The organism is Arthrobacter oryzae (assembly GCF_031454875.1).
GTDB lineage: Bacteria > Actinomycetota > Actinomycetes > Actinomycetales > Micrococcaceae > Arthrobacter > Arthrobacter oryzae_D.
The window spans coordinates 132,843-156,405 of record NZ_JAVDRQ010000004.1; the positions used below are offsets into that span (position 1 = coordinate 132,843).

Sequence of the window (23,563 nt, forward strand, 5' to 3'; positions counted from 1 at the left end):
CACCACGGAGGAATACAGTGGCCAAAATTGGCGTACAGGCGATGATGCTAAGGGAAAGCTTCACTGAGATCGGGGCGTTCGAGACGCTCCGCAAGGTGAGCGCGATCGGGTACAACGCCGTCGAGATTTCCCAGATCCCGATGACCCCGGAGAACGTCGCGGAGCTGGACCGCTCGCGGAGTGAACTGGGCATGGACATCGCGGCGCTGTCCGTCGCGGTGGAGACCCCCAAGGGCCGTCCCGGCGATTCCCTGGCAGAGCACTTCGATAAGATCGTGGCGGACGCCAAGCGCCTGGACTCCAAGCTGTTGCGGATTGGCATGCTGCCGTTCCCGGCCATGAAGTCGATCGGGGCTGTGGTTGATTTCGCCAAGCAGGCCAACGAATACGCGGAGCGCCTGCAGGAGCATGGCCTGAGCCTGTACTACCACAACCACCACATCGAGTTCGCGAAGTTCGACGGCGACTACATGCTGGACATCATCGCCGAGAACTCCCCGGCCATGGGCATGGAGATCGACGTGCACTGGGTGCAGCGGGGCGGCCTGGACCCGGTCCGCACCCTGGAGAAATACGCCGGCCGCACCGCCATGGTCCACCTGAAGGACTACCGGATCGGCGTACTGCCGGAGTCCTCGTTCGGGCTCCTGGATTCCGGGGACATCATGGGGTTCATGGCCGAATTCAAGAACGTCGTCCAGTTCGCCGAAGTGGGCGAAGGCAACCTCGACTTCGCGTCCATCATTCCGGCCGCGCAGGCCGCCGGCGCCGAATACCTGCTGGTTGAACAGGACGAGCTGTACGGCCGCACCGTGTGGGAAGCCCTGCAGACCTCGTACGACAACCTGGTGGCGCTCGGCCACGCCGACCTCTTCTAATCCGCACCGACTATCCGCACCCACTGACTACGGAGATTCATACATGAGCAAGAAAGTACGCCTCGGCATCATCGGCCTGGGCCAGCAGGGCGGCGCCTACGCCAAGTTCATCACGGAGGGCATGGTTCCCAACATGGAGATCGGCGCCATCTGCGACATCGACCCGGCAAAGAAGGAAGTTGCCTCGGCTACGTACCCTGACGCGCCCTTCTACGACGACTACATCGCCATGCTGGACAGCGGCGACGTGGACGCCGTCGTCACCTGCGTGCCGCACTTCCTGCACCCGGAAATGGGCATCGAGACGCTCAAGCGCAACATCCACGCGCTCGTGGAAAAGCCCGCCGGCGTGTACACCAAGCAGGTCAAGGAGCTCAACGAGTTTGCCGCGAGCAAGCCCGAGCTGTCCTTCGCGATCATGTTCAACCAGCGCAACAACCCGCTGTACCGGAAGCTCAAGGAGATCGTCGAGAACGGCGAGATCGGCAGCATCCGCCGCACCAACTGGATTATCACCAACTGGTGGCGTCCGCAGGGCTATTACAACTCCAGCGAATGGCGCGCCACGTGGGGCGGCGAAGGCGGCGGTGTCCTGGTCAACCAGGCACCGCACCAGCTGGACCTGTGGCAGTGGATCTGCGGTGTACCCAAGTCCGTCTATTCCAAGGTTGCCTATGGCTTCCGCCGCGACATCGCCGTGGAGGACGAAGTCACGGCAGTAGTGGACTACGGCAACGGCGCCACCGGCGTCTTCGTCACCGCCACGCACGACCTCGTGGGAACCGACCGCTTTGAGATCCTGGGCGACCAGGGCAAGATCGTCGTCGAAAACTCCAAGACCGCCACCGTCACGCGCCTGAACAAGCCCGAGCGTGAACTCAGCGACGGCATGGGCATGGAGGATGTGCGCAAGCTCTTTATGGGCGAGCTGAATCCCGCGGAGTACTACAGCACCGAAGTCATCGAGTTCGAGTCCGTCTGGGGCGGCCAGCACGCCGGTGTCCTGGAGAATTTCGCGGCCAACATCCTTGACGGCACCCCGCTGCTGGCCCCGGGCTCGGACGGCATCAACGGCGTCCGCCTGGCCAACGCCATCCACCTCTCCAGCTGGACCGGCACGGAAGTGGGCCTGGACTTCGACGAGGACGAGTTCCTTGCCGAGCTGAACAAGCGCATCGCGGACGAAGGCAAGTTCCCCGAGCGCTCCTAGCCAACCCGGCCGCTCCTAGCCAACCCGCGCACGCCAGCCCCGTGGGTGCTGGCAACCGCTGGCCAACCGTGCCCAACTGGGTCGCAGTTAATGTCGTTATGAGCGCCCAAAACGACATTAACTGCGACCTGGTTGGGCTGTTTCCTCGTTAGGATGGGGCGGTGACTGAACCCAAGATGCCGGACGTTGCCGCAACAAGCGCGCCGGCCAAAAAGCACGCCCGGGACGGCAAGCCCAACGCCACGATCTACGACATCGCCAAGGTGGCCGGCGTCAATCCGTCCACGGTGTCCCGAGCGCTCAGCAAGCCGGGCCGGGTCAGCGCCAAGACGCAGAAGCTCATTGAGGATGCCGCCGCCGGGCTGAACTACCAGGTCAACCCTTTCGCCCGGGCGCTGCCCACCGGACGCACCAACACCTTCGGGCTGATCGTCGCGGACATCACCAACCCCACGTTCTTCGACATCGTCCGCGGAGCTGAAACCACCGCCACGCTGCGGGACTACACCCTGGTGCTGGCCGAATCCGCCGAGTCCGCCGTCACCGAGCTGACCGCCGCCCGCCGAATGATGGCCACCGTGGACGGGCTCATCCTTGCCAGCCCACGCATGGACGACGACGACATCCGCACCCTCGCCCGCGACAAGCCCATTGTGGTCATCAACCGCGAGGTCGACGGCGTGCCCTGCGTAGTCCCGGACGTGAACAAGGGCATCAGCGAGGCCGTCCGCAGCCTGGCGGCCAACGGGCACACGAAGGTTGCCTTTGTTGCCGGGCCGCCGCAGTCCTGGATGTCCGCGCGCCGCTGGGAAGGCGTGCAGGCTGCCTGCGAGTGGTCCCGGCTCGAGGCCGTGCGGCTGGAATCCACCAAACCCACGGTCGACGGCGGCAGGCAGGTGGCGCGCGACGTCCGGGCCACCGGCGCCACGGCCGTGCTGACCTACAACGACCTCCTGGCCATCGGCCTGATGCAGGAACTCCAGGCCGCGGGCATGGTGGTTCCGGACCATATCAGCATCGTGGGCTTCGATGACATCTTCGGCGCGGACTTCACCACGCCCCCGCTCACCACCGTGCGCTCACCGCTGGGGGAGTGCGGCGCGGGTGCCGCCACCTTGCTGCTGGACCTGCTTCACGGCACGGGGGAACCTGCCGGCACGCTCCGGGTCGAAACGGAGCTCGTGCTGCGGGGCTCGAGCGGGCGGCTCCTGCCCAAAGGCTAGATCCCGCGCCTGGGACACCGAATCGGTCCAGGGACACGCGAATAGGCGTGTCCCCAGGCCGAATCGGCGTCCTCAGCCCGGATCTGTGTCCGCACGCACAGCTCGCAACCCACAGCACCGCCGCAACCAGAATGGCAATATTTGGCAACCGGTTGACAAAAGCCGGTTGCAGGCCCGACCATTGAGCTATGTCACAGTCGATTGCAGCCAACCCAGACCGGCTCCTGCCCGCGGATCCCGGAACGCGCAGCATTGCGCGCGACCTCCTGCAGCGCGTCCAGGACCTCCCCATCATTTCCCCGCACGGACACGTTGACGCCGCAGTCATCGAACACAACACCCCCTTCCCGGACCCGGCGGCGCTGCTGGTCAGCCCGGACCACTACGTCACCCGCCTGATCCACGCCAGCGGTGTCCCCCTGGACCGGCTGCGCGGTTCGAATGGCTCGGACCCGGACTCCCGCACCGTGTGGCGCGAGTTCTGCAAGGCCTGGCCGCTGTTCGAGGGCACCGCCTCCGGCTACTGGCTCCGCACCCAGTTCGACAGCGTCTTCGGCCTCCGGCAGGAGATCAGCGCCGAGACGGCCGATGCCAGCTACGACGCCATTTCCGCCAAGCTGCTTGAGCCGGGATTCCGTCCCCGCCAGCTCTTCAAGGACTTCAACATCGAGGTGCTGGCCACCACGGACGATCCCCTGGACAGCCTCGCCAGCCACAAGGCGATCGCCGCCGACCCCACGTTCCACGGACGCGTCCTGCCCACCTTCCGCCCGGACGCTTACCTGAACATCGCCCACCCCGCCTGGTCCGCGAACGTGGACCGGCTCATCGCGGCAGCGGGCGACGGCGCCACCGGCTATGCCGGGTACATCGCCGCCCTGGAAAACCGGCGTCGTTATTTCGTGGAACACGGCGCTGTCTCCGCCGATCACGGTGTCCGTACTCCGGCAACGCTCAAGCTCGACGACGGCGACGCGGCGAAGCTGTTCGACCGGGCCCGCTCCGGCCAGGCCTCGGCGCAGGACCGCGACGATTTCGAAGCCCACATGATGTACCAGATGGCACGGATGTCCGTGGAAGACGGCCTGGTGATGACCATCCACCCAGGGTCCTACCGCAACCACCACGACCCCACGTTCGCGAAGTTTGGCCCGGACACCGGCCACGACATCCCGTTCTCCGTCAACTACACCGAGGCGATCCGCCCGCTGCTGCAGGACTTCGGCACTGCCAAGGACTTCCATCTGGTGCTCTTCACCCTGGATGAGACCGTGTTCTCCCGCGAACTCGCACCGCTGGCAGGGTTCTACCCCTCCGTCTACCTCGGCGCCCCGTGGTGGTTCCTGGACGCGCCAGACGCCATGCTGCGCTTCCGCTCGGCCGTCACCGAGACCGCCGGCTTCTCCCGGTCGTCCGGCTTCATCGACGACACCCGCGCCTTCTGCTCCATCCCGGCCCGCCATGACGCCTCCCGCCGGATCGAGGCCTCCTTCCTGGCCAGGCTCGTGGCCGAGCATCGCGTCAGCGAGGACCGTGCCCACGAACTGATCGTGGACCTCGTGGACGGCTCGCCCCGACGGGTCTTCAAGCTATGAGCACCGAACTGCAACAACCCGCAGCGACACAACCCATGGCGGCGCAACCCGTGGCTGAACTGCCCCGACTCAGCCGCAGGCTGCGGCCCTCCGCCAAGGCACCCGTACGCATCGTCCACCTGGGGCTGGGCGCCTTCCACCGCTCGCACCAGGCCTGGTTCACCCACCAGTCGGCCGACGCCGCGGACTGGGGCATCGCCGCCTTCACCGGCCGTCGGCCCGACGCCGCACTGGCCCTCGCTGAACAGGACGGGCTCTTCACCGTGGTGGAACGCGCCGACGGCGGGGACTCGTTCACCGTGGTCAGCAGCATCGTGGAGGCCGTGGACGGCGCGGATGTTCAGCGGCTGGCGGAGCTGGTTACCGCTCCCGCCACCGCCGTCGTCACCCTGACCATCACCGAAGCGGCCTACCGGCTTGGCGCGGACGGGCACCTCGACCGGACCGCGTCCGACGTCGTTGCCGACCTTGCACTGCTGGCAGCCGGCAGCGGAAACCCGACGACGCCGCTGGGCCGGCTGGTGCTTGCCCTCGCCGCCCGCCGGGCTGCCGGGGCGGGGCCGCTCGCCGTCGTCTGCTGTGACAATCTATCCAACAATGGCACCGTGGCCCACAACGCGGTGGCAGGCATGGCCGGGGCGTGGGACGCCGGCCTGGCCGGCTGGATCGACGCCAACATCAGCTTCGTCAGCACCTCGGTGGACCGCATCACGCCGCGCACTACGGACGAGGACATTGCCGCGGTCCAGGCCGGGTGCGGTTATCGCGACAATTCCCCCGTAGTTGCCGAGCCCTTCTCCAACTGGGTGCTCAGCGGGGAGTTCCCTGCCGGGCGGCCGCGCTGGGAAGATGCCGGCGCCGTCTTCGTGGCTGACATCGAGCCGTACGAGAACCGCAAGCTGTGGCTCCTGAACGGCGCGCACTCGCTGCTGGCCTACGCCGGCCAGCTTCGCGGCCACACCACCGTGGCCCAGGCTTTGGCGGACCCGCTGTGCCTGCAGGCGGTTGAAAAGTTCTGGGATGAGGCGGAAGCCAACCTTTCCGGGCAGGGCGGAAATGCTGCGGACCTGCAGGTCCCGGCCTACCGCGCAGCCCTGCTGGCGCGCTTCAGCAACGCCCGGATTGCCCACCACCTCGCACAGATCGCGATGGACGGCAGCACCAAGCTGCGGATGCGCGCCGTCCCGGTGCTGCAGGCCGAGCGTGCCGCGGGCAGGTCCGGCGCCGCCGCCGCACTGATGATCGCCGCCTGGATGGACTACAGCGCAGCCCCCGCCGCATTCCAGGACCCTCTCGCCGACCAGGTGGCGGCAGCCAACCGGCTGAGCGGTACGGAGCGGGTCCGTGCCCTGTTGGGCCTGGTGGATCCGCTGCTGGCCGGGGACGCCGCCGTCGTCGGGCTGATGGACGACCTGTGCGGAACGTTCGGGGAGCCGGCTGTCTCCCCGTAACGTCCTCCGCGCATGCGCTGCTGCCCGGTTGCCCGACCACGGGGGCCGGGCAGCTGTGTTTCATAAAACTTTCAACAAATATATGGCAACCGCTTGCCAAACTATTGCCAAGTGATTAGGATTACAGCAGAGCTCAAAGCGGCATCCCGGGATTCGCACCCGCCGGACGCCCCGGACATCCTGCAGCACACCCCAAGCATTTTTCGCATTTTTTCGCCGGCTCCATGGGGGCGGCACCGGGTAAAGGAGCCCAATCATGAAAAAGCTGAACAAGCTAAGCATCCTCGGCTACGGCGCCGGGGATGCAGCCAACAACCTCGCCTTCACCACCGCCACCATGTTCCTGCTGGTGTACTACACGGACGTCGCCGGAATCTCGGCCGCTGCGGCAGGTACCCTGCTGCTGGTCGTCAGGATCTTTGACGCGTTCGCCGATGTCTTCGCCGGCCGCATGGTGGACCGCACGTTCAGCAAGCGCTTCGGAAAGTTCCGTCCGTTCATCATGTTCGGCTCCATCCCGCTGCTGCTCCTGAGCGTTGCAACCTTCTCCGTCCCGCAGCTTGGTGAGTCCGGAACCCTGCTGTACGCCTACGTGACGTACGCGGCGCTTGGCCTGGCCTACAGCCTGGTCAACATCCCCTACGGCTCCCTCGCCGGTGCCATGACCCAGGACCCGGGGGAGCGAGCCAAGCTGGGATCGGCCCGCATGGTGGGCGGCCTGCTGGTGGGTTCTGCCCTCGGCATCTTTGTGGCGCCGCTGATCAGGCCCGGCGCTGACCTGCAGGCAACCTTCACCACCATCACCACGGTGTTCGTGGCGATCGGCGCCGCCCTGTACTTCTTCACAGTCCTGACCGCCAAGGAACGCGTCCACCGCGCCGTCCCGAATGTCTCGCTCAAGCAGAGCATGGACACCCTGAAGGGCAACAAGCCGCTCCTGATGCTTTGCATCAGCTCCTTCTTCTTCCTCTCCGGCTACCTGGCGCTGACGTCGGTGCAGCTGTACTACCTGCGCGATGTCCTGGGCCGCCTTGACCTGTACCCGGTGCTGTCCATCATCCAGCTGGTCTTCACCTTCGTGCTGGCCGCGTTCATGCCCAGGCTGGTCCGGTCCATCGGCAAGAAGCGCGTCTACATCTACTCGTCGCTGCTCACCGTGATCGGTGGTGCCATCATCTTCTTGACCCCGGCCAGCCAGGTCTTGATCGGTTTCTCCGGCCTCGTGATCAGCCTCGTGGGCGTCCTCGCCGTCAACATCGTGGTGTGGGCATTGGAAGCCGACACCGTGGAATACGGCGAATGGAAGACCGGCATCCGCACCGAGGGAATCACGTACGCGCTCTTCTCCTTCACACGCAAGACCGGCCAGGCCGTGGGCGGAGCGCTTGCCGCGTACGCCCTGGCACTGGGCGGCTACAAGTCCGGTGGGGTGCAGACGGCGGACGCCGTATTCGGCATCCAGCTTGCCGCCGGCGCCATCCCGGCAGTTCTCACCATCCTGGCCGTCCTGGTTATGTCCAAGTACAAGCTGACGGACGCCATGCACGCCGAGATCCTCACGGAGATCCGGGCCCGCCGCACCAGCGACGAAGGCACGGAACAGAAGGCCGCTGACGAGCACGCCACCCTCTCCACCACAAACTAAGCCCCGCCCCCAGTCCCGTTCGAAAGGAACAGCTGTGAAAATCATTGCCGCGGAAGTCTTCGTGACGAGCCCGTCCCGTAACTTCGTGACCCTCCGGATCACCACGGAGGACGGCGTAACCGGCATCGGTGACGCCACCCTGAACGGCCGCGAGCTCGCAGTTGCCGCCTACCTCAAGGAACACGTCGCGCAGCTGCTGATCGGCAAGGACCCGCACCGGATCGAGGACACCTGGCAGTTCCTTTACCGCAGCTCGTACTGGCGCCGCGGCCCGGTAACCATGGCAGCAATCGCCGCCGTGGACATGGCGCTCTGGGATATCAAGGGCAAGATGGCCGGCATGCCGGTCTACCAGCTCCTCGGCGGGGCATCCCGCAACGGCCTGCGCGCTTACGGCCACGCCTCCGGCGCGGACATCCCGTCACTGTTCGACTCGGTCCGCGAGCACCTTGAACTCGGCTATAAGTCGGTCCGGATCCAGACCGCCGTTCCGGGCATCAAGGCCGTCTACGGCGTCGCGGCCCAGGCCCAGGCCTCGGGCGAACGCTACGACTACGAGCCCGCCGGCCGGGGCGCGTTCCCGGTGGAGGAAGACTGGGACACCCGGGCGTACCTGCGCCACCTTCCCACCGTGTTCGAGGCCGTCCGGAATGAATTCGGCCCGGAGCTGCCGCTGCTGCACGACGGCCACCACCGCATGACGCCCATCCAGGCCGCCAAGCTGGGCAAGGCACTGGAACCGTATGACCTGTTCTGGCTGGAGGACTGCACCCCGGCCGAAAACCAGGAAGCACTGCGCCTGGTCCGACAGCACACCACCACTCCGCTGGCCATCGGTGAAATCTTCAACACCGTGTACGACTACCAGACCATCATCAAGGAACAGCTGATCGACTACGTCCGGGCAGCCTCCACCCACTTCGGCGGCATCTCCCCGCTGAAGAAGGTCATGGACTTTGCCGCGCAGTACCAGATCAAGTCCGGTTTCCACGGCCCCACCGACATCTCGCCGGTGGGCTTCGCCGCCCAGCTGCACGTGGGCCTGGCCATCCACAACTACGGCATCCAGGAATACATGCAGCACTCGGCCAAGACCAACGAGGTGTTCGAGCAGTCCATGACCTTCGTGGACGGCTACCTGCACCCGGGCGACAAGCCCGGCATCGGCGTCGAATTCAACGAGGAAGCCGCGGCGGCGTTCCCGTACCAGCAGGCCTACCTCCCGTACAACCGCCTCGTGGACGGCACGGTCCATGACTGGTGAGGCGCATCCTGTGAACAGAAAACTCCGCATCATCGTCATGGGCGTTTCCGGCTGCGGTAAAACCACCATCGGCGACCTGGTGGCCCGCGAACTCGGGGTGCCGTTCCTCGACGGCGACGCCCTCCACCCGGTGGAGAACGTCGCCAAAATGGCGGCCGGGACACCCCTGACGGACGAGGACCGCTGGCCGTGGCTGGCCACGGTCGGCTCCGAACTGGCGAACGCCGGAAACGGCGGCCTGGTGCTCGCATGTTCGGCCCTGCGCCGCAGCTACCGCGACGCCATCCGCGAGCAGGCTCCTGACACCGTGTTCCTGCACCTGCACGGCAGCAAAGAGGTCCTGACGGCCCGGACAGAAGGGCGCTCGGGCCACTTCATGCCGCCTGCCCTGCTGGAATCGCAGCTCGCGACTCTGGAACCGCTCGCGGCCGACGAAGCCGGCATCGTGGTGGACATCGCCGCGCCGGTGAACGAGGTGGTGGCGGGGGCGCTGGCCGGCATCACCGACGCAACCGCCGTCGGAAGTCCCGCCGTCGGAAGTCCCGCCGCCGGGACTCCCTCAGCCGGACACCTGGGTGCCCCGGGCACCCAACCCGGCCAGTTCGACGTCGACCTCCAGGCTGCGCCGTTCAATCTCGACGACGAGGCCGTTGCCTGGGTGGAATCCACGATCGCCGGCCTGAGCCTCGAGGAAAAAATCGGGCAGCTGTTCATCAACCACAACAACGACTACTCCCCGGAGTACCTCGACGGGGTGCTGGACACCTACCACGTGGGCGGCATGCGCTACCGGCCGGGCCCGTCCGCCGCGGTGCAGGAACACATCCGCTACGCGCAGTCCAGGACCCGCATTCCGCTGCTGGTGGCCTCCAACCCGGAAATGGGGGGAGCCGGAAGCTGTGACGACGGAACATTCGTGTCCACGCACCTGCAGGCCGGCTCGCACCCGGACAAGGCCATCGCCCGTCAGATGGGTCAGGTGGCCGGGGTGGAAACTGCGGCGCTGGGCTGCAACTGGGCGTTCGCGCCGATCGTGGACATCCACTACAACTGGCGGAACACGGTCATCTCCACCCGGGCCTTCGGCAACACGCCGGAGATCGTGGTGGAGCGCGCGAAGGAGTACTTCGACGGCATCAGCGAATCACCCACCGTCTGCGCCATGAAGCACTTCCCCGGCGACGGCATGGACGAACGCGACCAGCACGTGGTCACCTCCTACAACACCCTCGGCTACGAGGACTGGAACCGGAGCTACGGGCACGTGTACCGCGAGATGATCGGGCATGGCGTGCAGTCCATCATGATCGGGCACATCGGCGCGCCGGAACTCACGCGGCATTTCCGCCCCGGGACGGCGGACAAGGACATCCTGCCCGCCACCCTGTCCCCGGAGCTGCTCCAGGACCTGCTCCGCGGCGAGCTGGGCTTCAACGGGCTGATCCTCACTGACGCCTCGCAGATGATCGGCCTCACCCAGGCCATGAAACGCAAGGACCTGGTGCCGGCAACCATCGCCGCCGGCTGCGACATGTTCCTGTTCTTCCGCAATGCTGCAGAGGACTTCGGGTACATGCTGGACGGCTACAAGTCCGGCGTCATCACCGAGCAGCGCCTGCACGACGCACTGCGCCGGATCCTGGGGCTGAAGGCAAGCCTGGGGCTGCACCGCAAACCGGCCGCGGAGCTGGTTCCGCCGGTTGAAGCATTGGGCGTGATCGGCAGCGAAGCCCACCGGGCCATTGCGGCCGAAATCGCGGACAAAACCGTCACGCTGGTCAAGGACACCGCCCACAACCTGCCCATCACCCCGGCCACCCACAAACGGATCCGCCTGTACGGAATCTCCGGCGGCTCGGACTTCACCAGAGCCGATCCGCTGGCCTACCTGGACACCGTCAAGGCCGAACTGGAAAACGCCGGCTTTGAGGTGCACCTGTTCAAGACGGCGGACCAGCGCGAAGCGGCCGGGGAGACCGGCGTGAACTTCATGTCGGTCATCTCCGAGGAAGCCACCGGCGACTACGCGGCCAAGTACGATGCCGCCTTCGTATTCGCCAACGTGAAAGGCTTCGCCCAGGAGGCCGCCATCCGGATCAAGTGGTCCACCCCGATGGCCGCGGAGATCCCGTGGTACGTCACCGAGGTCCCCACCGTGTTCGTCTCGCTCAATCAGCCCAACCATCTGATTGACGTGCCGATGGTGAAGACCGCCATCAACGCCCACGCCGGAACGCCCGAGGCCATTCGGGCGACCATCGAAAAGATCATGGGCAAGTCCGAATTCCAGGGGACGTTCAACGACAACGTCTTCTGCGACTCGTTCGACACCCGGCTCTAGCAGGGAACAGCGCGAACGGACAGTTGCGGCCCTGCGATCCGGGGCTCAAGTGTCCGTTCGCGCTCTGTGCTCCCGCAGGCCCGGCGCGTAGCGTTGGTGCATGGAACGAACGGGGTGCGTTGTTGTGGGCGGGGGACCTGCGGGCATGATGCTTGGCCTGCTGCTGGCGCGGGCCGGTGTGGAGGTGGCCGTCCTCGAAAAGCATGGCGACTTCCTGCGGGACTTCCGCGGCGACACCGTGCATGCATCAACCATCCGGGTGATCGACGAACTCGGGCTGGGGGATGCATTCCGGAAACTTCCGCAGAGCAGGTTGAACGCCGCCGCAATCCCGCTTCCGGGCGGCGGCACGCTCACGCTCGGCGATTTCGCCTCCCTGAAGCCGCCCTACAACTACATCGCCATGATGCCGCAGTGGGATTTCCTGAACTTCCTGGCCGGCGAAGCCGCGCGTGAGCCGACTTTCAGGCTCCTGAAGGAGCACGAGGCAACGTCGTTAATGTCCGACGGCGGCCGCGTCACCGGCATCCGCTACCGGACACGCGACGGTTCCGAAGGTGCGATCCTGGCCGACCTCGTGGTGGCCACGGACGGGCGTCATTCCGTGCTCCGCCGTGCGGCCGGCCTGCAGTCGAAGGAATTTCCCGTCCCGTTCGACACATGGTGGTTCAAGCTGCCGCGCCATGCCTCGGAAAAGGGCGCAGTGGCGGGCATCGTGCCGGCATTCGGGGGCCGCGAAGCGATGATCGCGCTGTTCCGTGACGACTACTACCAGATGGGTTACCTGGCCCCCAAGGGCACCGATTCCCGGATCCGGAGCGAGGGGTTGGAACGGTTCCGGGAGCGGGTTGCGGCACTCCGTCCGGACCTGGCTGACCGCGTGGACTCAATCCGTTCGCTCGATGACCTTCACATGCTTGATGTGCGGCTGGACCGGCTGCGGCGCTGGTACGTGGACGGGCTGTTGTGCATCGGCGACGCAGCACATGCGATGTCCCCGGCGGGCGGCGTGGGAATCAACCTTGCCATCCAGGATGCCGTGGCTGCTGCGGCCCGGCTCGCACCGGCCCTCCTTCGGGGGCAGGTTACAGTGAAGGATCTCGCTGCCGTGGAACGGCGACGGCGGATGCCCACCGTTGTTGTCCAGACCGTCCAGCGCGTCATGCACCGGGCAGTCTTCGTTCCATTGTTCGCCGGGAGGAGGGCCGGGGTTCCGTCCGCGGTGCTGTTTCTTGCCCGGCATTTTCCGGCCGTCACCAGGGTCATGCCGCGCCTCATTGCCTTTGGGCCCCGGCCGGAGCACGCCCCCGGCTTCGCCCGCCGCGCTCAGCCGCGGGAGGCGACGTAGTCGATCAGGCCCTTCACCGTGGCTACTGCCGTGTAGTCGCGCTCCGGAATGTCGACGCCGGTGGACTCGTCGATGGACTCCACGAGACGCAAAAAGTCCAGGGAATCGAGTTCGAGGTCCTGCCGCAGCCGGGACTGTTCATCGAGTCCGTTCAGGTCCACATCCGGGGCTACCTGGCCGATGGCCGTGTGTACGGCGAGCCGGGCGTCCTGCTGGTTCATAGCTCCTCCGGTTTCTGCAGCAGTTCGTCGATGCGGCCCAGGAAGCGGCCGCCGCGGAGCCCGTCGCTGACCCGATGGTCTGCGGACAACGTTGCGGCGACGGCAGGCCGCACACCCAGCAGGCCGTCGTGTGCCCAGGGCTGCTCCACCATCCGGCCCAGGCCAACCATCGCTACCTGCGGCGGATAGATCACGCCGAAAACGGCCTCCACGCCGAGGTCCCCAAGGTTCATGACCGTGATGGTGGGATCGGCCATTTCGGCGCGCTGCAGTCGACCCGCCCGCGCCCGGCCGACGAGGTCCCGCAGCCTTTGCATCAGGACATCCAGGGGAAGGGTGTCGGCGTCGTGGATGGCAGGTGCAACCTGGCCGCCGTGCCGCAGGGCCACTGCAACGCCAAGGTGCACGGAGCTGCTTGGCCGGAAGATTCCGTCGGTGAAGAAGCCGTTGACCTCGGGAACCTCACGGGCTGCCAGTGCGGTTGCCTTCAACAGCAGAGCCGAGGGGACCAGCCGGGAAGCCACGGGCCGCTGCTGGTTGACCTGCTGCATCCACTCGAGGGCGGCGCGCAGGTCCAGTGTGGTGCTGAGGTAATAGTGCGGAATGGACTTCTTGGACCGGGACATTAGCGATCCGATCGCCCGCCGGAGGGTGGACACCCGGTCCTGCGCCTCCGACGGTACCTCGGACTGCGCCTTGGACGGCAGGTCGGACGGCGGATCGGACACGGGAGCAGGCTGGGCCGCACCGTCTTCGGTTTCCATGATCCGCACCATGGGGGTGCCAACCGGGACCGTCGTGCCGATGTCCACCAGCAGTTCGGTTACCTGGCCCTCCTGCTGGGTCTCCACATCCAAAGTGGTCATGGCGGTTTCAACCACTGCCACCGAATCTCCGGGGCTCACATGGTCGCCGGGCCCAATGAGCCACTCGACAAGCTTGCCGTGCTCCAGGTCCGCGCCCAGGGAAGGCAGCCTGAAGTCACCCATATGCCGCTGCTGGGGGCCACGCGTGGAGGCCTCGGCCGTCTTTGGAAAATGCGGGCCAGTTGGTGAGCGGTGGGGTTCCGGCCGTCATGACTCCATCCGACTCCTCCCCGGAGAAGCTGCATAGAGTAGAAAGTCCCTTGGCCGCGCCGTCACAAATCACGGACCCACTAAACTGGACCCCATGACTTCCCCGCTTGATGCAACTGCCGCCCGTGCCCGCCTGCTTGAACTCATCAAGGAACTCGCCGTGGTGCGCGGCAAGGTGATCCTGTCCAGCGGAGCCGAGGCCGACTACTACATCGACCTCCGCCGCATCACCCTGCACCACGAGGCTTCCAAGCTGGTAGGCCAGGTCATGCTCTCCCTGATCGACGACGCCGGGATCGACTTTGAGTGCGCCGGCGGCCTCACCATGGGTGCCGACCCGGTGGGCACCGCTGTGATGCACGCCGCCGTGGACGCCGGCCGCAACGTGGACGCCTTCGTTGTCCGGAAGGCGCAGAAGTCCTACGGCATGGGCCGCCAGGTGGAAGGCCCGTCGGTAGAGGGCCGCAAGGTCCTGGTGCTCGAGGACACGTCCACCACCGGAGGTTCCGCGCTGACCGCCGTCGAGGGTGTCCGCAACGCCGGCGGCAACGTCGTGGCCGTGGCCGTCATCGTGGACCGGGACACCGGGGCCAAGGAAAAGATCGAAGCCGAGACCGGTGTTCCGTACCTGTACGCGTTCGGCAAGGATGAACTCGGCCTGAGCTAGGGGAGTCCCCGCCCGCAACGTCAGGGTCCTGCGTCAGGGCCCTTGCCCGAACCAGACATCTCCACCAAGGCGGCAGCTGCCGTTGAGGGTGTCTTCCGCGAGTTGGGTCATTCCGGCCAGTATGCCGTTCGCGCCCTGCACGGCAGGGTCTTCGGGGAACGGCCGCTGCGGGTATGCCACTGCCAGGGCAAGCCGCCGGCTCCCGTCGGCACTGGCCATGGCGACGGTTCCGTATCCCGGGACATCGCCGACGTAGCCGTAGTAGAAGCCGTTTGTGCACCTGTCGTTCCACTGAAAGAGGCCGAGCCCGTATTCGGCGTGGACGGGTCCCTGCATTTCCGCCACCCGCTCCCGCCGCACCAGCCGGCCGTCCAGCAGTGCGTCGAAGAAGGCATTCAGGTCCGACACGGTCGACACGAGGCCGGTGGCGGCGGAGCCAATGTGGACGGCGGCATAGGTGGCATCAACCGCCTCGCCATCGATGCGGGCGTAGCCGTGGACCATGTCCTCAGGTACCGGTCCATCCGCCGTCATCCGGGTGCCGTCCAAGCCCAGGGGCTGGCCGACGTCGGCCCGGAGGACGTCAGCGAGCGGCCGCCCCCGGAGGCGCTCGACGATCAGGCCGAGGGCGATGTAGTTGGAGTTCGAGTAGCTGAACGTTTGGGCACGCCGCCGTTCCCACGGGAGCATGGCGGCCAACGCGAGTTTGTCAGTGGGGCTCAACCGGGTGGCGAGGGCCTGCCGGGGAGCAACGGAAGCCAGCAGGGCGGCGTAGTAGTCGGGCATGCCGGAGGTGTGGCCGAGGAGTCGCCGCACGGTGTACGGCTCGGGTTGGTGGAGCAGGCTGTCGAGTTCCGGCAGGTAGGTGCTGGCCGGTTCGTCCAGGGAGAGCCTGCCTTCTTCCGCGAGTTTCAGGACAGAGACGGCCACCAGCGGCTGCGTAATGTCGCCGACGTGCACCGGATCGGTGAGCCGGGCAGCTTCGCCCGCGGAGTTCCGGACGCCTGCTGCGTGAGTCCAGACCTCCGCGCCGACGCGGAGTTCGAGGAGGACCGCGGGGGCGCCGGCGTTGATCAGCCGTTGGCTGTACTGCTCGAGTTGTGCCTTCAGTTCGACGGCGGGGATCGGCGGCAGCCGGTCCGCGGTCGACGTCGGAATCGCCGACGGCGGTGCCGTCGCCGGTGTGGACGCCGGCGGTGTCGGGGACGTCGACCTCGGGGACGTCGACGTCGGCAAAGCCGGCTCCGAGGGGTCCGGCCCCGGAACAACGGTGCATCCGCCGAACATCATGCCGGATGCAACAGCGAGGACAGCGGCCGCAGCGCGGAACAACCATCCGCGTTCGTGAACTGCACCCATCAGAGAACCTTCCACCTGTCAGGTCACAGCGCGCCTGGAAGCAGGGCTGTCCCGACACTTTTTATGCTGTCATGCGCGCTGTCGGAGTCAATAGACGCCACTAAAGCTGCCCGGTGTCCTCGAAAACCCGCTGCCCGGAGCCAACTCCGCGTGGACGGTATTCCACCGGTGCCCTAACATTTGCCTTAAGACCCCTGCATCTGTCCCTGGAGAAAACGCGCCATGCCCCCGTCCAACCCAAGCCCCACCACTGTCGACCAGATCCAGAACCTCATCCTCGAGAGTGCGGATTTTGAGGACTTCCTCAACGAACTGGCGCGCTTTTCCGCGCACCAGATGGCGGGCGACGGCGACGACGCGCTGTGCGGCATCACCTTGCTCCGGGACCGCAAGGCGGCCACCATCGGCTGGAGCAGCGATTCCGCTCGCGAAGTGGACGAGATCCAGTACTCGCTGTCCCAGGGGCCCTGCCTGACGGCTGCCGAGGAGGAACGGGAAGTCCACGTTCCGGACCTCTTCGACGAGGACCGCTGGGGCCCGGACTACGCCGATGCCGTAGCCTCGCACGGGCTGCGGTCGGTGCTGTCGCTCCCGTTCCACCTCCAGGGCGAAGCGAAGGCAGCCCTGAACCTCTATTCGGACGTGCCGCACAAGTTCGATGAGAAGGCAGCGGCCCGCGCCAGGGGGTACACCCGCGAAATCTCGCAGGCACTGAGGCTGGCCGTCAGGTTTTCGCTGCATACGGACAGCGCCACGAACCTCCGGGCGACCCTGGAATCCCGGACCACGATCGATATCGCCGTGGGAATCGTCATGGCACAGAACCGCTGCAGCCAGGAGGCGGCCGTCCAGATTTTGATGGATGCCTCCAGCAACAGCAACGTCAAGCTGCGGGACATCGCCAAGTCACTGGTGGATTCGGTGGGAGGCAAGGAAGCACGTACCCACTTCGAGGAACCCGGGCAGGCCGCGGGCCGCGGGCAGGACCGAACCCAGGCGAGTTGAGCCCTGCGCCCGCTGGCTTGTGCTGGCGCCGCCCGGAGGATACGCTGACCAAGGTTGAGCCGTCGGCCATAGACACCCTTTTTTGGAGTACCTATGGACCGCAAACTTCATGCCCTCGCTAAGCTCGACGTCACCTCTGATGTAGTTCGGATTGACGTCCGGGGGAGCCTCAACCACCAATCCCGCCCCGCCCTCGTGCTGGTCATTCGCCGCATCCGCCGGATGGGCATCACCGCCCACATCCGGGTGGATTTCTCCCAGGCCGCTTTCGTCGAATCGGGCGCCCTGGTAGGTCTCCGCAACGACCTCAACGCGATCGACGGCGGCGCCAGCGAAGCCGGCGTGTCTACCGGAGCGGGCGTGTCCCTGGATTTCATGCCACGGCGGGACGACCTTGCTTCAGATTCCGACGCCGGTTCCAGGACCCTTGACATCAGCGGGGAATTCGCGGCGTCCATTGACCCCTCGGGCTGCGGTCCGCTGGCCCTGTACTCCGACGACGAACTGCTTGCGGCCAGCGACTCCGTGTTCGGAATGCTGGACGATCCCGCTGCCATCGCCGGGACCGAACTGCTGGCGCGCTACGATGCGATCGGCCGGGAAATTTCCCGGCGGGAGAGCGCCAAAGCCAGCCGGAAGGACGCCGCGGGCGCCTTTCCTGGCCGTCCGTCCGGGAATGCGAACTAGTACCGTTCATCGCGTTTTATATCCGGCTTCCGCTGTGGCTACGGTAGAGGTGTGCCATGTGCCCAGGAGCCAGACCTCGAGGGCGGCCCCGGATCAGCCGAGGGCCGCCTCCTCAGGCATGCCGCCGAACTCAAGCGATTCTCCCGGCGGAACTTCCTGGTCGGCGCGGGTGCGGCGTCACTGCTGGCCGCCGATATGTTCTTCACCCGGCACGTCCAAGCGGAGCGGCGCACCAACAGGATCCTGACACTGGGAGACGAAGTTGCGGAGAGCTACTACCCGCACTCCAGCTGGATCCTGTTTCCCGGCTACAAGACCAGCTGGGAGGAGGCGCAGTGGATCCTCAATTCACTGCGCGGAACCCTGCGCCAGCGCGGCCAGCTGGCCGCCGTCGGGTACTCCAACGAGGGGCTGGACATTGACCGGATCGTGATCGAGGTGATCGAGTACGTCCGGGCAAAGCAGCTGACCAGCCTGTACTTCTACGGCCACAGCTTCGGCGGTATGGTGGCAACCCAGGTCGCGGCGCGGTTGCTCGAGCTGCATGGCGTGGAAGTGGAGTTCATCCTGCTCGACTCGAGCCCGTACAGCAAGTTCGACGTCCTGGACCAGAGCTGGTTCGAAGGTGTGGTGGTCCTCTACGAAGGCGGGTTCCGGGTTCCCACTGTGCTCCGCGGAGGATATGAGCTGGGCGAACGCATCATGCACAAGGATGAACGCACCTGGCGCCAGGTGGTGGACCAGAGCCTGGAACAGCTGTCACCGATCGCCCCCTCCAGCGTGCTGATCCAGTCCGAATCGGCCTACATTTACCACTTCGACGCCAGCCGGTTCGCGGGCAAGCTGGGCGGGACCCGGATGGCCTTTATCGGCAACCCGCGCGACGGCACGGTGAACTACGAGACAGCCCGCGAATCGTGGGCGCGGACGTTTGCCGCGAACATGGTGTCCAACGACCGGCGCACCGACGACGCCCTGCCGGCGCATGCCAGCCCGCAGTGGAACCCGTTCGTTTACCGGCCCATCGTGGAAGAGCTGCAGGACGAAATCTTCCCGCTGCCCGGCGGCGGCGGAAAGATGACCGCGTTCTGACGCTGCGGCCTAGATCTGGCTCTTGAGGTCCGCCACCGAGTTCAGGACCTGGTTGGGCCGGAAAGGGTAGGCGGCAATGTCGTCCTTGTGGGTGATTCCGCTGAGGACCAGCACGGTGTGCAGTCCCGCCTCCATGCCCGCGATGATGTCGGTGTCCATCCGGTCGCCGATCATGGCGGTGGTCTCGGAGTGGGCGTCGATCTGGTTCATGGCCGAACGGAACATCATGGGGTTCGGCTTGCCTACAATGTACGGTTCGCGGCCGGTGGCCTTGGTGATCAGGGCCGCGATGGCGCCGGTGGCCGGCATGGGGCCGTCCTTGGACGGGCCGGTGGCATCCGGGTTCGTTGCGATGAAGCGGGCCCCCGCCAGGATCAGCCGGATGGCCATGGTGATTGCCTCGAAAGAGTAGGTGCGCGTTTCGCCAAGCACCACGAAGTCCGGGTTCTGGTCGGTGAGGATGAAGCCGGCCTCATGCAGCGCCGTCGTGAGTCCTGCTTCGCCGATGGTGTAGGCCCGGTTGCCGGAATCCGAACCGCGCACCTGGTCCTTCAGGAACTGTGCGGTGGCCAGGGCCGAGGTCCAGATGTTCTCTTCCGGGATCTCCAGGCCCGAGGACTTCAGGCGCGCGGCCAGGTCGCGTGGCGTGAAAATGGAGTTGTTCGTGAGCACCAGGAACCGCTTGGAGGTGTCCACCCACCGCTGAATCAGTTCCGCTGCGCCCGGGATCGGCTGGTTCTCGTGAACCAGCACACCGTCCATGTCCGTCAGCCAGCATTCGATTTCCTGGCCGCTGCGGTAAATCGCAGCGGATGAACGTACTTCGTCTGACTTTGCCATGGGGGATTCCTCCAACGCTGATGAGCCGGTTGCGGCTCCCAGTCTGTCATTTTTCCCGGACCGGAACATCCGGGGGCCCGAAGAATGACGGATGGCCCCGGCACGCCCTAATCCGTTCCTTCCACTAGGCTCGTAGCTGGCACCAGTGTGCCAGCGGCCGCGGATCGGGGGATGTCTGCGGTGGCTTGTTGTGCCGGCCCGCGCCGGCAGGTCCCCCGCCGCCGGACATCACCAGGCATCCCGGGAACCGCAGGATGCCAGCAAGCACCTGAAAGGGCCCGCAATGAGCAACAACTACGGCGCACCGCCGCCGCCACACCCCACACAGACTTACCCGGTGCAGCAGCCGCAGCCGCCGCAGCAGCCGCGCAACAACAAAAACCTGATCATTGTGCTGGGCGCCATCGCCGCTGCCGTGATTATTGCCTTGGTGGCCGTATTCGTCTGGGTCATTCCGGCATTCAGCAAACCCCGGGCGGACGACCCCGTGCCCGTGGCACCGTCTTCCGACGCCGCGTCTTCGGAAGCGGCGAAGGAGAGCGACGCCCCCGAGGCCTCCGCAACACCATCGCAGGATTCAGGCTCGGATGACATGCCGGCCGGAGCCTTCCCGCTTCCCGAGGGCTGGGACGAACTGCAGGGACCGGCCAACGTTCCGGCTGCCGACGACCCGCTGTTCAACCGCTTTGTCACCGGGGAGTCCTCCTTCTCATACCTGGCGTCGTGGAGCAGCGACGACACCTTCGGGATCACCACGGACCCTGCCACCGGCGCCCCCATGCAGCAAGTGGCCAAGGGTACCGAGGAGCGCGACGGTGACGGCATCTCCATGGCCTTCTCCTTCTTCGCCGAAGCAGAGGAGGGCAAGTACGGCAAGGAACCCGCAAAGGTCCAGGCAGCCATCAAGGACGTCGAGGCAAAACTCAAGGCCATCCCTGCCGCTGAACTGCCGCAGCACCTCGTGGGCCACAAATGCGTGAGCAATTTTGCCGCGACTGCGCCGGAAATCCGGGAATTCCGCCGCGCCGCGGCCGTGGTGGTCGGGTTCACCTGCACCACCGCCGGCGGTGACGCCATCCGGGCCGTCAACCTGTTCACGGTGACTCCGTGGGGCACGCCGCAGATGATGGGCGTCAGCGGACACGAGAGCTACTGGAGCGCCAACCCGGAGCTGCTGGAGAAGATCGGCAACTCCTACCGCGCCAACCGCTGGAAGCTGGAAGGCTAGCCTGCAGGGCACCGGGACGGGCGCAGGGTCCCGGGACGGGCGCGGCTAGAGTTGAGGGGTGACTGACCACCCCCAGACCCCAGCCGTGTCCGTTCCCCCGCCCGAGGAGGCACCGGAGCCCAAGGCGGAGGTCGGCGTCGGGCCCTGGGAAGGTGAGCTTCCCGAAGGCGAGCACTGGGACCCTGACCTCCTGGCCGACGGGGACCGCCGCAACGTGGTGGACAAGTACCGCTACTGGAAGCACGAAGCCATCGTGGCGGACCTGGATTCGAAGCGCCACGACTTCCACATCGCGATCGAGAACTGGCAGCACGACCTCAACATCGGCACCGTGGTGCGCACCGCCAACGCGTTCCTCGCCAAGGAAGTCCACATCATCGGACGACGCCGGTGGAACCGCCGGGGGGCCATGGTCACCGACCGCTACCAGCACGTCCGCCACCACCCCACCGTGGAGGATTTCGTGGCGTGGGCGCAGGGGGAGGGACTGGCGATCATCGGCATCGACATTTTCCCCGATTCCGTGCCGCTGGAGACCTACGACCTCCCAAAGAACTGCGTCCTGGTGTTCGGCCAGGAAGGTCCGGGACTCACCCCCGAAGTCCACGAGGCTGCCCTGGACACGCTCTCGATCGAACAGTTCGGCTCCACCCGCTCCATCAACGCCGCCTCCGCAGCGGCCATCGCCATGCACGCCTGGATCCGCCGGCACGTCTTCAGCCAGCACGTGTAGCTTGCGCAGCGCAAAGTATTACCCGGCCCAGTGACCCGAAACACGGCCCCCGCACAGAATTGGCTAGGATGGGGGCTAGCCGACGAGGTTCACTCCAGGGTCAGCACAACCCGTAGACGAAATTCACTTTAGGAGTCAGCATGCCCATTGCAACCCCAGAGATCTACTCCGAGATGATCGACCGCGCAAAGGCGGGCGGCTTCGCTTTTCCGGCCGTCAACGTCACGTCCTCGCAGACGCTGAACGCGGCCCTGCGCGGGTTTGCAGACGCGGAGTCCGACGGCATCATCCAGGTTTCCACAGGCGGCGCAGCCTACTGGTCCGGCGCCTCCACCAAGGACATGGTTGCCGGTTCCCTGGGCTTTGCCGCCTTCGCCCGCGAAGTGGCCAAGAACTACGGCGTGAACATCGCGCTGCACACCGACCACTGCCCCAAGGACAAGCTTGACGGCTTTGTCCTGCCGCTGCTGGCAGCCTCCGAGGCTGAGGTCAAGGCCGGACGCAACCCGCTGTTCAACTCGCACATGTGGGACGGCTCCGCCGAGACCCTGCCGGAAAACCTCCGCATCGCCCGTGAACTCCTGGAGCGCACCGCTGCTGCCAAAATGATCCTCGAGGTCGAGATTGGCACCGTCGGCGGCGAGGAAGACGGCGTCGAAAACGAGATCAACGAGAAGCTCTACACCACGGTGGAAGACGCCCTGGCCACCATCGAAGCCCTGGGTGCCGGCGAGAACGGCCGCTACATCACCGCGCTGACCTTCGGTAACGTGCACGGCGTGTACAAGCCCGGCGGCGTGAAACTGCGCCCGGAGATCCTCAAGGACATCCAGGCCCAGGTCGGTGCCAAGATCGGCAAGGAAAACCCGTTCGACCTCGTGTTCCACGGCGGCTCCGGCTCCTCCGACCAGGAAATCGCCGACGCCGTTTCCTACGGCACCATCAAGATGAACATCGACACCGACACCCAGTACGCCTACACGCGTCCCGTGGCCGACCACATGTTCAGGAACTACGACGGCGTGCTGAAGGTTGACGGCGAGGTCGGCAACAAGAAGACCTACGATCCCCGCGTCTGGGGCGCTTCAGCCGAAGCCGGCCTGGCAGCCCGCGTTGTCGAAGCCACCAAGCAGCTCGGCTCCGCCGGGAAGACCTTCTAGTATGTCCGACGAGTTCCGCAGGAACCTGATGGGTCCCGAGCCCACGCTCCTGCCTGCCGAGACCGAGGTCTACGCGCAGCTGGAAGCGGGCCAGGAAGCCCTGGACCTGGTGGAGAAGCACCCCACCTCGTCCCTGCTGTGGGCCGTGCTCGCCGAGGAAGCCTGGGCTGAAGGCCGGACCATCGAGTCCTACGCCTATGCCCGTGTGGGCTACCACCGCGGCCTGGATTCACTGCGGCGCAACGGCTGGCGCGGTGTGGGGCCCATCCCGTGGGAACACGAACCCAACCGCGGCTTCCTGCGTGCCCTGTACTCCCTGGGTCGCGCCTCATCGGCCATCGGCGAGGCAGAGGAACCGGAACGCATCGAGAAGTTCCTCAATGACTCCGATCCCTCCGCGAAAGCGGCCATCGAAGCCAACTAGCCCCCACCGCCTCCCCAACCTTGCAAGTTCGGTTGGGGCCAGTCGGCGGCGGAGGCCCCTGCATACGACGGCGGCCCCTCACCTTCCCAGGTGAGGGGCCGCCGTCGTATGTGGTT

Annotated in this window: 21 protein-coding genes; 17 read left to right on the plus strand and 4 right to left on the minus strand. The window is 66.1% G+C overall.

Annotated elements, in window-relative coordinates; genetic code table 11:
- Positions 1-17 precede the first annotated feature (17 nt).
- The 9 genes from J2805_RS08790 (at position 18) to J2805_RS08830 (ending at position 12,955) form a co-directional block, all read left to right on the plus strand.
- Complete coding sequence (locus J2805_RS08790; protein WP_309975238.1) at positions 18-878, plus strand: sugar phosphate isomerase/epimerase family protein; 861 nt, start codon at positions 18-20, stop codon at positions 876-878.
- Positions 879-921: 43 nt separating this feature from the next.
- The gene (locus J2805_RS08795; RefSeq protein WP_309975240.1) at positions 922-2,088 is read left to right on the plus strand and encodes a Gfo/Idh/MocA family protein; all 1,167 of its coding nucleotides are present in this window, start codon (positions 922-924) and stop codon (positions 2,086-2,088) included.
- 161 nt (positions 2,089-2,249) lie between these two features.
- Entirely contained in the window at positions 2,250-3,311 is a 1,062-nt protein-coding gene (locus J2805_RS08800; RefSeq protein WP_309975242.1) for a LacI family DNA-binding transcriptional regulator, read from the plus strand.
- 188 nt (positions 3,312-3,499) lie between these two features.
- Positions 3,500-4,906, plus strand: a complete 1,407-nt coding sequence (gene uxaC, locus J2805_RS08805; RefSeq protein WP_309975245.1) for a glucuronate isomerase — start codon at positions 3,500-3,502, stop codon at positions 4,904-4,906.
- 35 nt (positions 4,907-4,941) lie between these two features.
- Positions 4,942-6,357: a mannitol dehydrogenase family protein gene (locus J2805_RS08810; RefSeq protein WP_309975247.1), complete on the plus strand. Its 1,416-nt coding sequence runs from the start codon at positions 4,942-4,944 to the stop codon at positions 6,355-6,357.
- Between the two features lie 256 nt (positions 6,358-6,613).
- The gene (gene uidB, locus J2805_RS08815; protein ID WP_309975250.1) at positions 6,614-8,002 is read left to right on the plus strand and encodes a glucuronide transporter; all 1,389 of its coding nucleotides are present in this window, start codon (positions 6,614-6,616) and stop codon (positions 8,000-8,002) included.
- A 34-nt stretch (positions 8,003-8,036) separates the two neighbouring features.
- A complete protein-coding gene (manD, locus tag J2805_RS08820; RefSeq protein ID WP_309975252.1) occupies positions 8,037-9,266 on the plus strand; it encodes a D-mannonate dehydratase ManD in 1,230 nt (409 codons plus the stop codon).
- Positions 9,256-11,607: a gluconokinase, GntK/IdnK-type gene (locus J2805_RS08825; protein ID WP_396134269.1), complete on the plus strand. Its 2,352-nt coding sequence runs from the start codon at positions 9,256-9,258 to the stop codon at positions 11,605-11,607. Before manD ends, J2805_RS08825 begins: the two co-directional genes overlap by 11 nt.
- A 100-nt stretch (positions 11,608-11,707) precedes the next feature.
- Complete coding sequence (locus tag J2805_RS08830; RefSeq protein ID WP_309975254.1) at positions 11,708-12,955, plus strand: FAD-dependent oxidoreductase; 1,248 nt, start codon at positions 11,708-11,710, stop codon at positions 12,953-12,955.
- On the opposite strand, the gene J2805_RS08835 is transcribed toward J2805_RS08830, so the two are convergent.
- Entirely contained in the window at positions 12,934-13,176 is a 243-nt protein-coding gene (locus J2805_RS08835; RefSeq protein WP_309975256.1) for an acyl carrier protein, read from the minus strand. The two genes, J2805_RS08830 and J2805_RS08835, sit on opposite strands and share 22 nt — an antisense overlap.
- Positions 13,173-14,165, minus strand: coding sequence for a dihydrolipoamide acetyltransferase family protein (locus J2805_RS08840; RefSeq protein ID WP_309975258.1), 993 nt, complete (start codon positions 14,163-14,165; stop codon positions 13,173-13,175). The genes J2805_RS08835 and J2805_RS08840 overlap by 4 nt, the downstream gene beginning before the upstream one ends.
- A gap of 181 nt (positions 14,166-14,346) precedes the next feature.
- On the opposite strand from J2805_RS08840, the gene pyrE reads away from it, so the two are divergent.
- Positions 14,347-14,919 (plus strand): orotate phosphoribosyltransferase, encoded by a 573-nt coding sequence (gene pyrE / locus J2805_RS08845; protein WP_309975260.1) that lies wholly within the window; start codon positions 14,347-14,349, stop codon positions 14,917-14,919.
- A gap of 33 nt (positions 14,920-14,952) precedes the next feature.
- Here the strand turns inward: pyrE and J2805_RS08850 are convergent, their stop codons facing one another.
- The gene (locus J2805_RS08850; RefSeq protein ID WP_309975262.1) at positions 14,953-16,278 is read right to left on the minus strand and encodes a serine hydrolase domain-containing protein; all 1,326 of its coding nucleotides are present in this window, start codon (positions 16,276-16,278) and stop codon (positions 14,953-14,955) included.
- 222 nt (positions 16,279-16,500) lie between these two features.
- On the opposite strand from J2805_RS08850, the gene J2805_RS08855 reads away from it, so the two are divergent.
- The 3 genes from J2805_RS08855 to J2805_RS08865 all read left to right on the plus strand — a co-directional run bounded on the left by J2805_RS08855 (position 16,501) and on the right by J2805_RS08865 (position 19,062).
- Entirely contained in the window at positions 16,501-17,283 is a 783-nt protein-coding gene (locus J2805_RS08855; protein WP_309975264.1) for a GAF and ANTAR domain-containing protein, read from the plus strand.
- Between the two features lie 93 nt (positions 17,284-17,376).
- Entirely contained in the window at positions 17,377-17,970 is a 594-nt protein-coding gene (locus J2805_RS08860; RefSeq protein WP_309975266.1) for a hypothetical protein, read from the plus strand.
- A gap of 51 nt (positions 17,971-18,021) precedes the next feature.
- Entirely contained in the window at positions 18,022-19,062 is a 1,041-nt protein-coding gene (locus tag J2805_RS08865) for a thioesterase domain-containing protein (protein WP_309975267.1), read from the plus strand.
- Positions 19,063-19,071: 9 nt separating this feature from the next.
- On the opposite strand, the gene J2805_RS08870 is transcribed toward J2805_RS08865, so the two are convergent.
- Entirely contained in the window at positions 19,072-19,902 is an 831-nt protein-coding gene (locus tag J2805_RS08870) for an HAD-IIA family hydrolase (protein ID WP_309975268.1), read from the minus strand.
- 283 nt (positions 19,903-20,185) lie between these two features.
- On the opposite strand from J2805_RS08870, the gene J2805_RS08875 reads away from it, so the two are divergent.
- The 4 genes from J2805_RS08875 to J2805_RS08890 all read left to right on the plus strand — a co-directional run bounded on the left by J2805_RS08875 (position 20,186) and on the right by J2805_RS08890 (position 23,447).
- A complete protein-coding gene (locus J2805_RS08875) occupies positions 20,186-21,130 on the plus strand; it encodes a hypothetical protein (protein WP_309975269.1) in 945 nt (314 codons plus the stop codon).
- 58 nt (positions 21,131-21,188) lie between these two features.
- On the plus strand, positions 21,189-21,863 hold the full coding sequence (locus J2805_RS08880; protein ID WP_396134270.1) for a TrmH family RNA methyltransferase: 675 nt from the start codon (positions 21,189-21,191) through the stop codon (positions 21,861-21,863).
- 140 nt (positions 21,864-22,003) lie between these two features.
- Entirely contained in the window at positions 22,004-23,023 is a 1,020-nt protein-coding gene (gene fbaA / locus J2805_RS08885) for a class II fructose-bisphosphate aldolase (RefSeq protein WP_309975270.1), read from the plus strand.
- 1 nt (position 23,024) lies between these two features.
- Positions 23,025-23,447, plus strand: a complete 423-nt coding sequence (locus J2805_RS08890) for a DUF3151 domain-containing protein (protein WP_309975272.1) — start codon at positions 23,025-23,027, stop codon at positions 23,445-23,447.
- The last annotated feature ends 116 nt before the right edge of the window (positions 23,448-23,563 follow it).

Bases quoted from the DNA above. Each gene is read 5' to 3' on its own strand.
- J2805_RS08860 (WP_309975266.1), top strand. From the start codon at position 17,377: ATGGACCGCAAACTTCATGCCCTCGCTAAGCTCGACGTCACCTCTGAT.
- pyrE (WP_309975260.1), top strand. From the start codon at position 14,347: ATGACTTCCCCGCTTGATGCAACTGCCGCCCGTGCCCGCCTGCTTGAA.
- J2805_RS08825 (WP_396134269.1), top strand. From the start codon at position 9,256: ATGACTGGTGAGGCGCATCCTGTGAACAGAAAACTCCGCATCATCGTC.
- J2805_RS08830 (WP_309975254.1), top strand. From the start codon at position 11,708: ATGGAACGAACGGGGTGCGTTGTTGTGGGCGGGGGACCTGCGGGCATG.
- J2805_RS08795 (WP_309975240.1), top strand. From the start codon at position 922: ATGAGCAAGAAAGTACGCCTCGGCATCATCGGCCTGGGCCAGCAGGGC.
- J2805_RS08840 (WP_309975258.1), bottom strand. From the start codon at position 14,165: ATGGGTGACTTCAGGCTGCCTTCCCTGGGCGCGGACCTGGAGCACGGC.
- J2805_RS08850 (WP_309975262.1), bottom strand. From the start codon at position 16,278: ATGGGTGCAGTTCACGAACGCGGATGGTTGTTCCGCGCTGCGGCCGCT.
- fbaA (WP_309975270.1), top strand. From the start codon at position 22,004: ATGCCCATTGCAACCCCAGAGATCTACTCCGAGATGATCGACCGCGCA.
- uxaC (WP_309975245.1), top strand. From the start codon at position 3,500: ATGTCACAGTCGATTGCAGCCAACCCAGACCGGCTCCTGCCCGCGGAT.
- J2805_RS08855 (WP_309975264.1), top strand. From the start codon at position 16,501: ATGCCCCCGTCCAACCCAAGCCCCACCACTGTCGACCAGATCCAGAAC.
- uidB (WP_309975250.1), top strand. From the start codon at position 6,614: ATGAAAAAGCTGAACAAGCTAAGCATCCTCGGCTACGGCGCCGGGGAT.
- J2805_RS08890 (WP_309975272.1), top strand. From the start codon at position 23,025: ATGTCCGACGAGTTCCGCAGGAACCTGATGGGTCCCGAGCCCACGCTC.
- J2805_RS08810 (WP_309975247.1), top strand. From the start codon at position 4,942: ATGGCGGCGCAACCCGTGGCTGAACTGCCCCGACTCAGCCGCAGGCTG.
- J2805_RS08835 (WP_309975256.1), bottom strand. From the start codon at position 13,176: ATGAACCAGCAGGACGCCCGGCTCGCCGTACACACGGCCATCGGCCAG.
- J2805_RS08870 (WP_309975268.1), bottom strand. From the start codon at position 19,902: ATGGCAAAGTCAGACGAAGTACGTTCATCCGCTGCGATTTACCGCAGC.
- J2805_RS08875 (WP_309975269.1), top strand. From the start codon at position 20,186: ATGAGCAACAACTACGGCGCACCGCCGCCGCCACACCCCACACAGACT.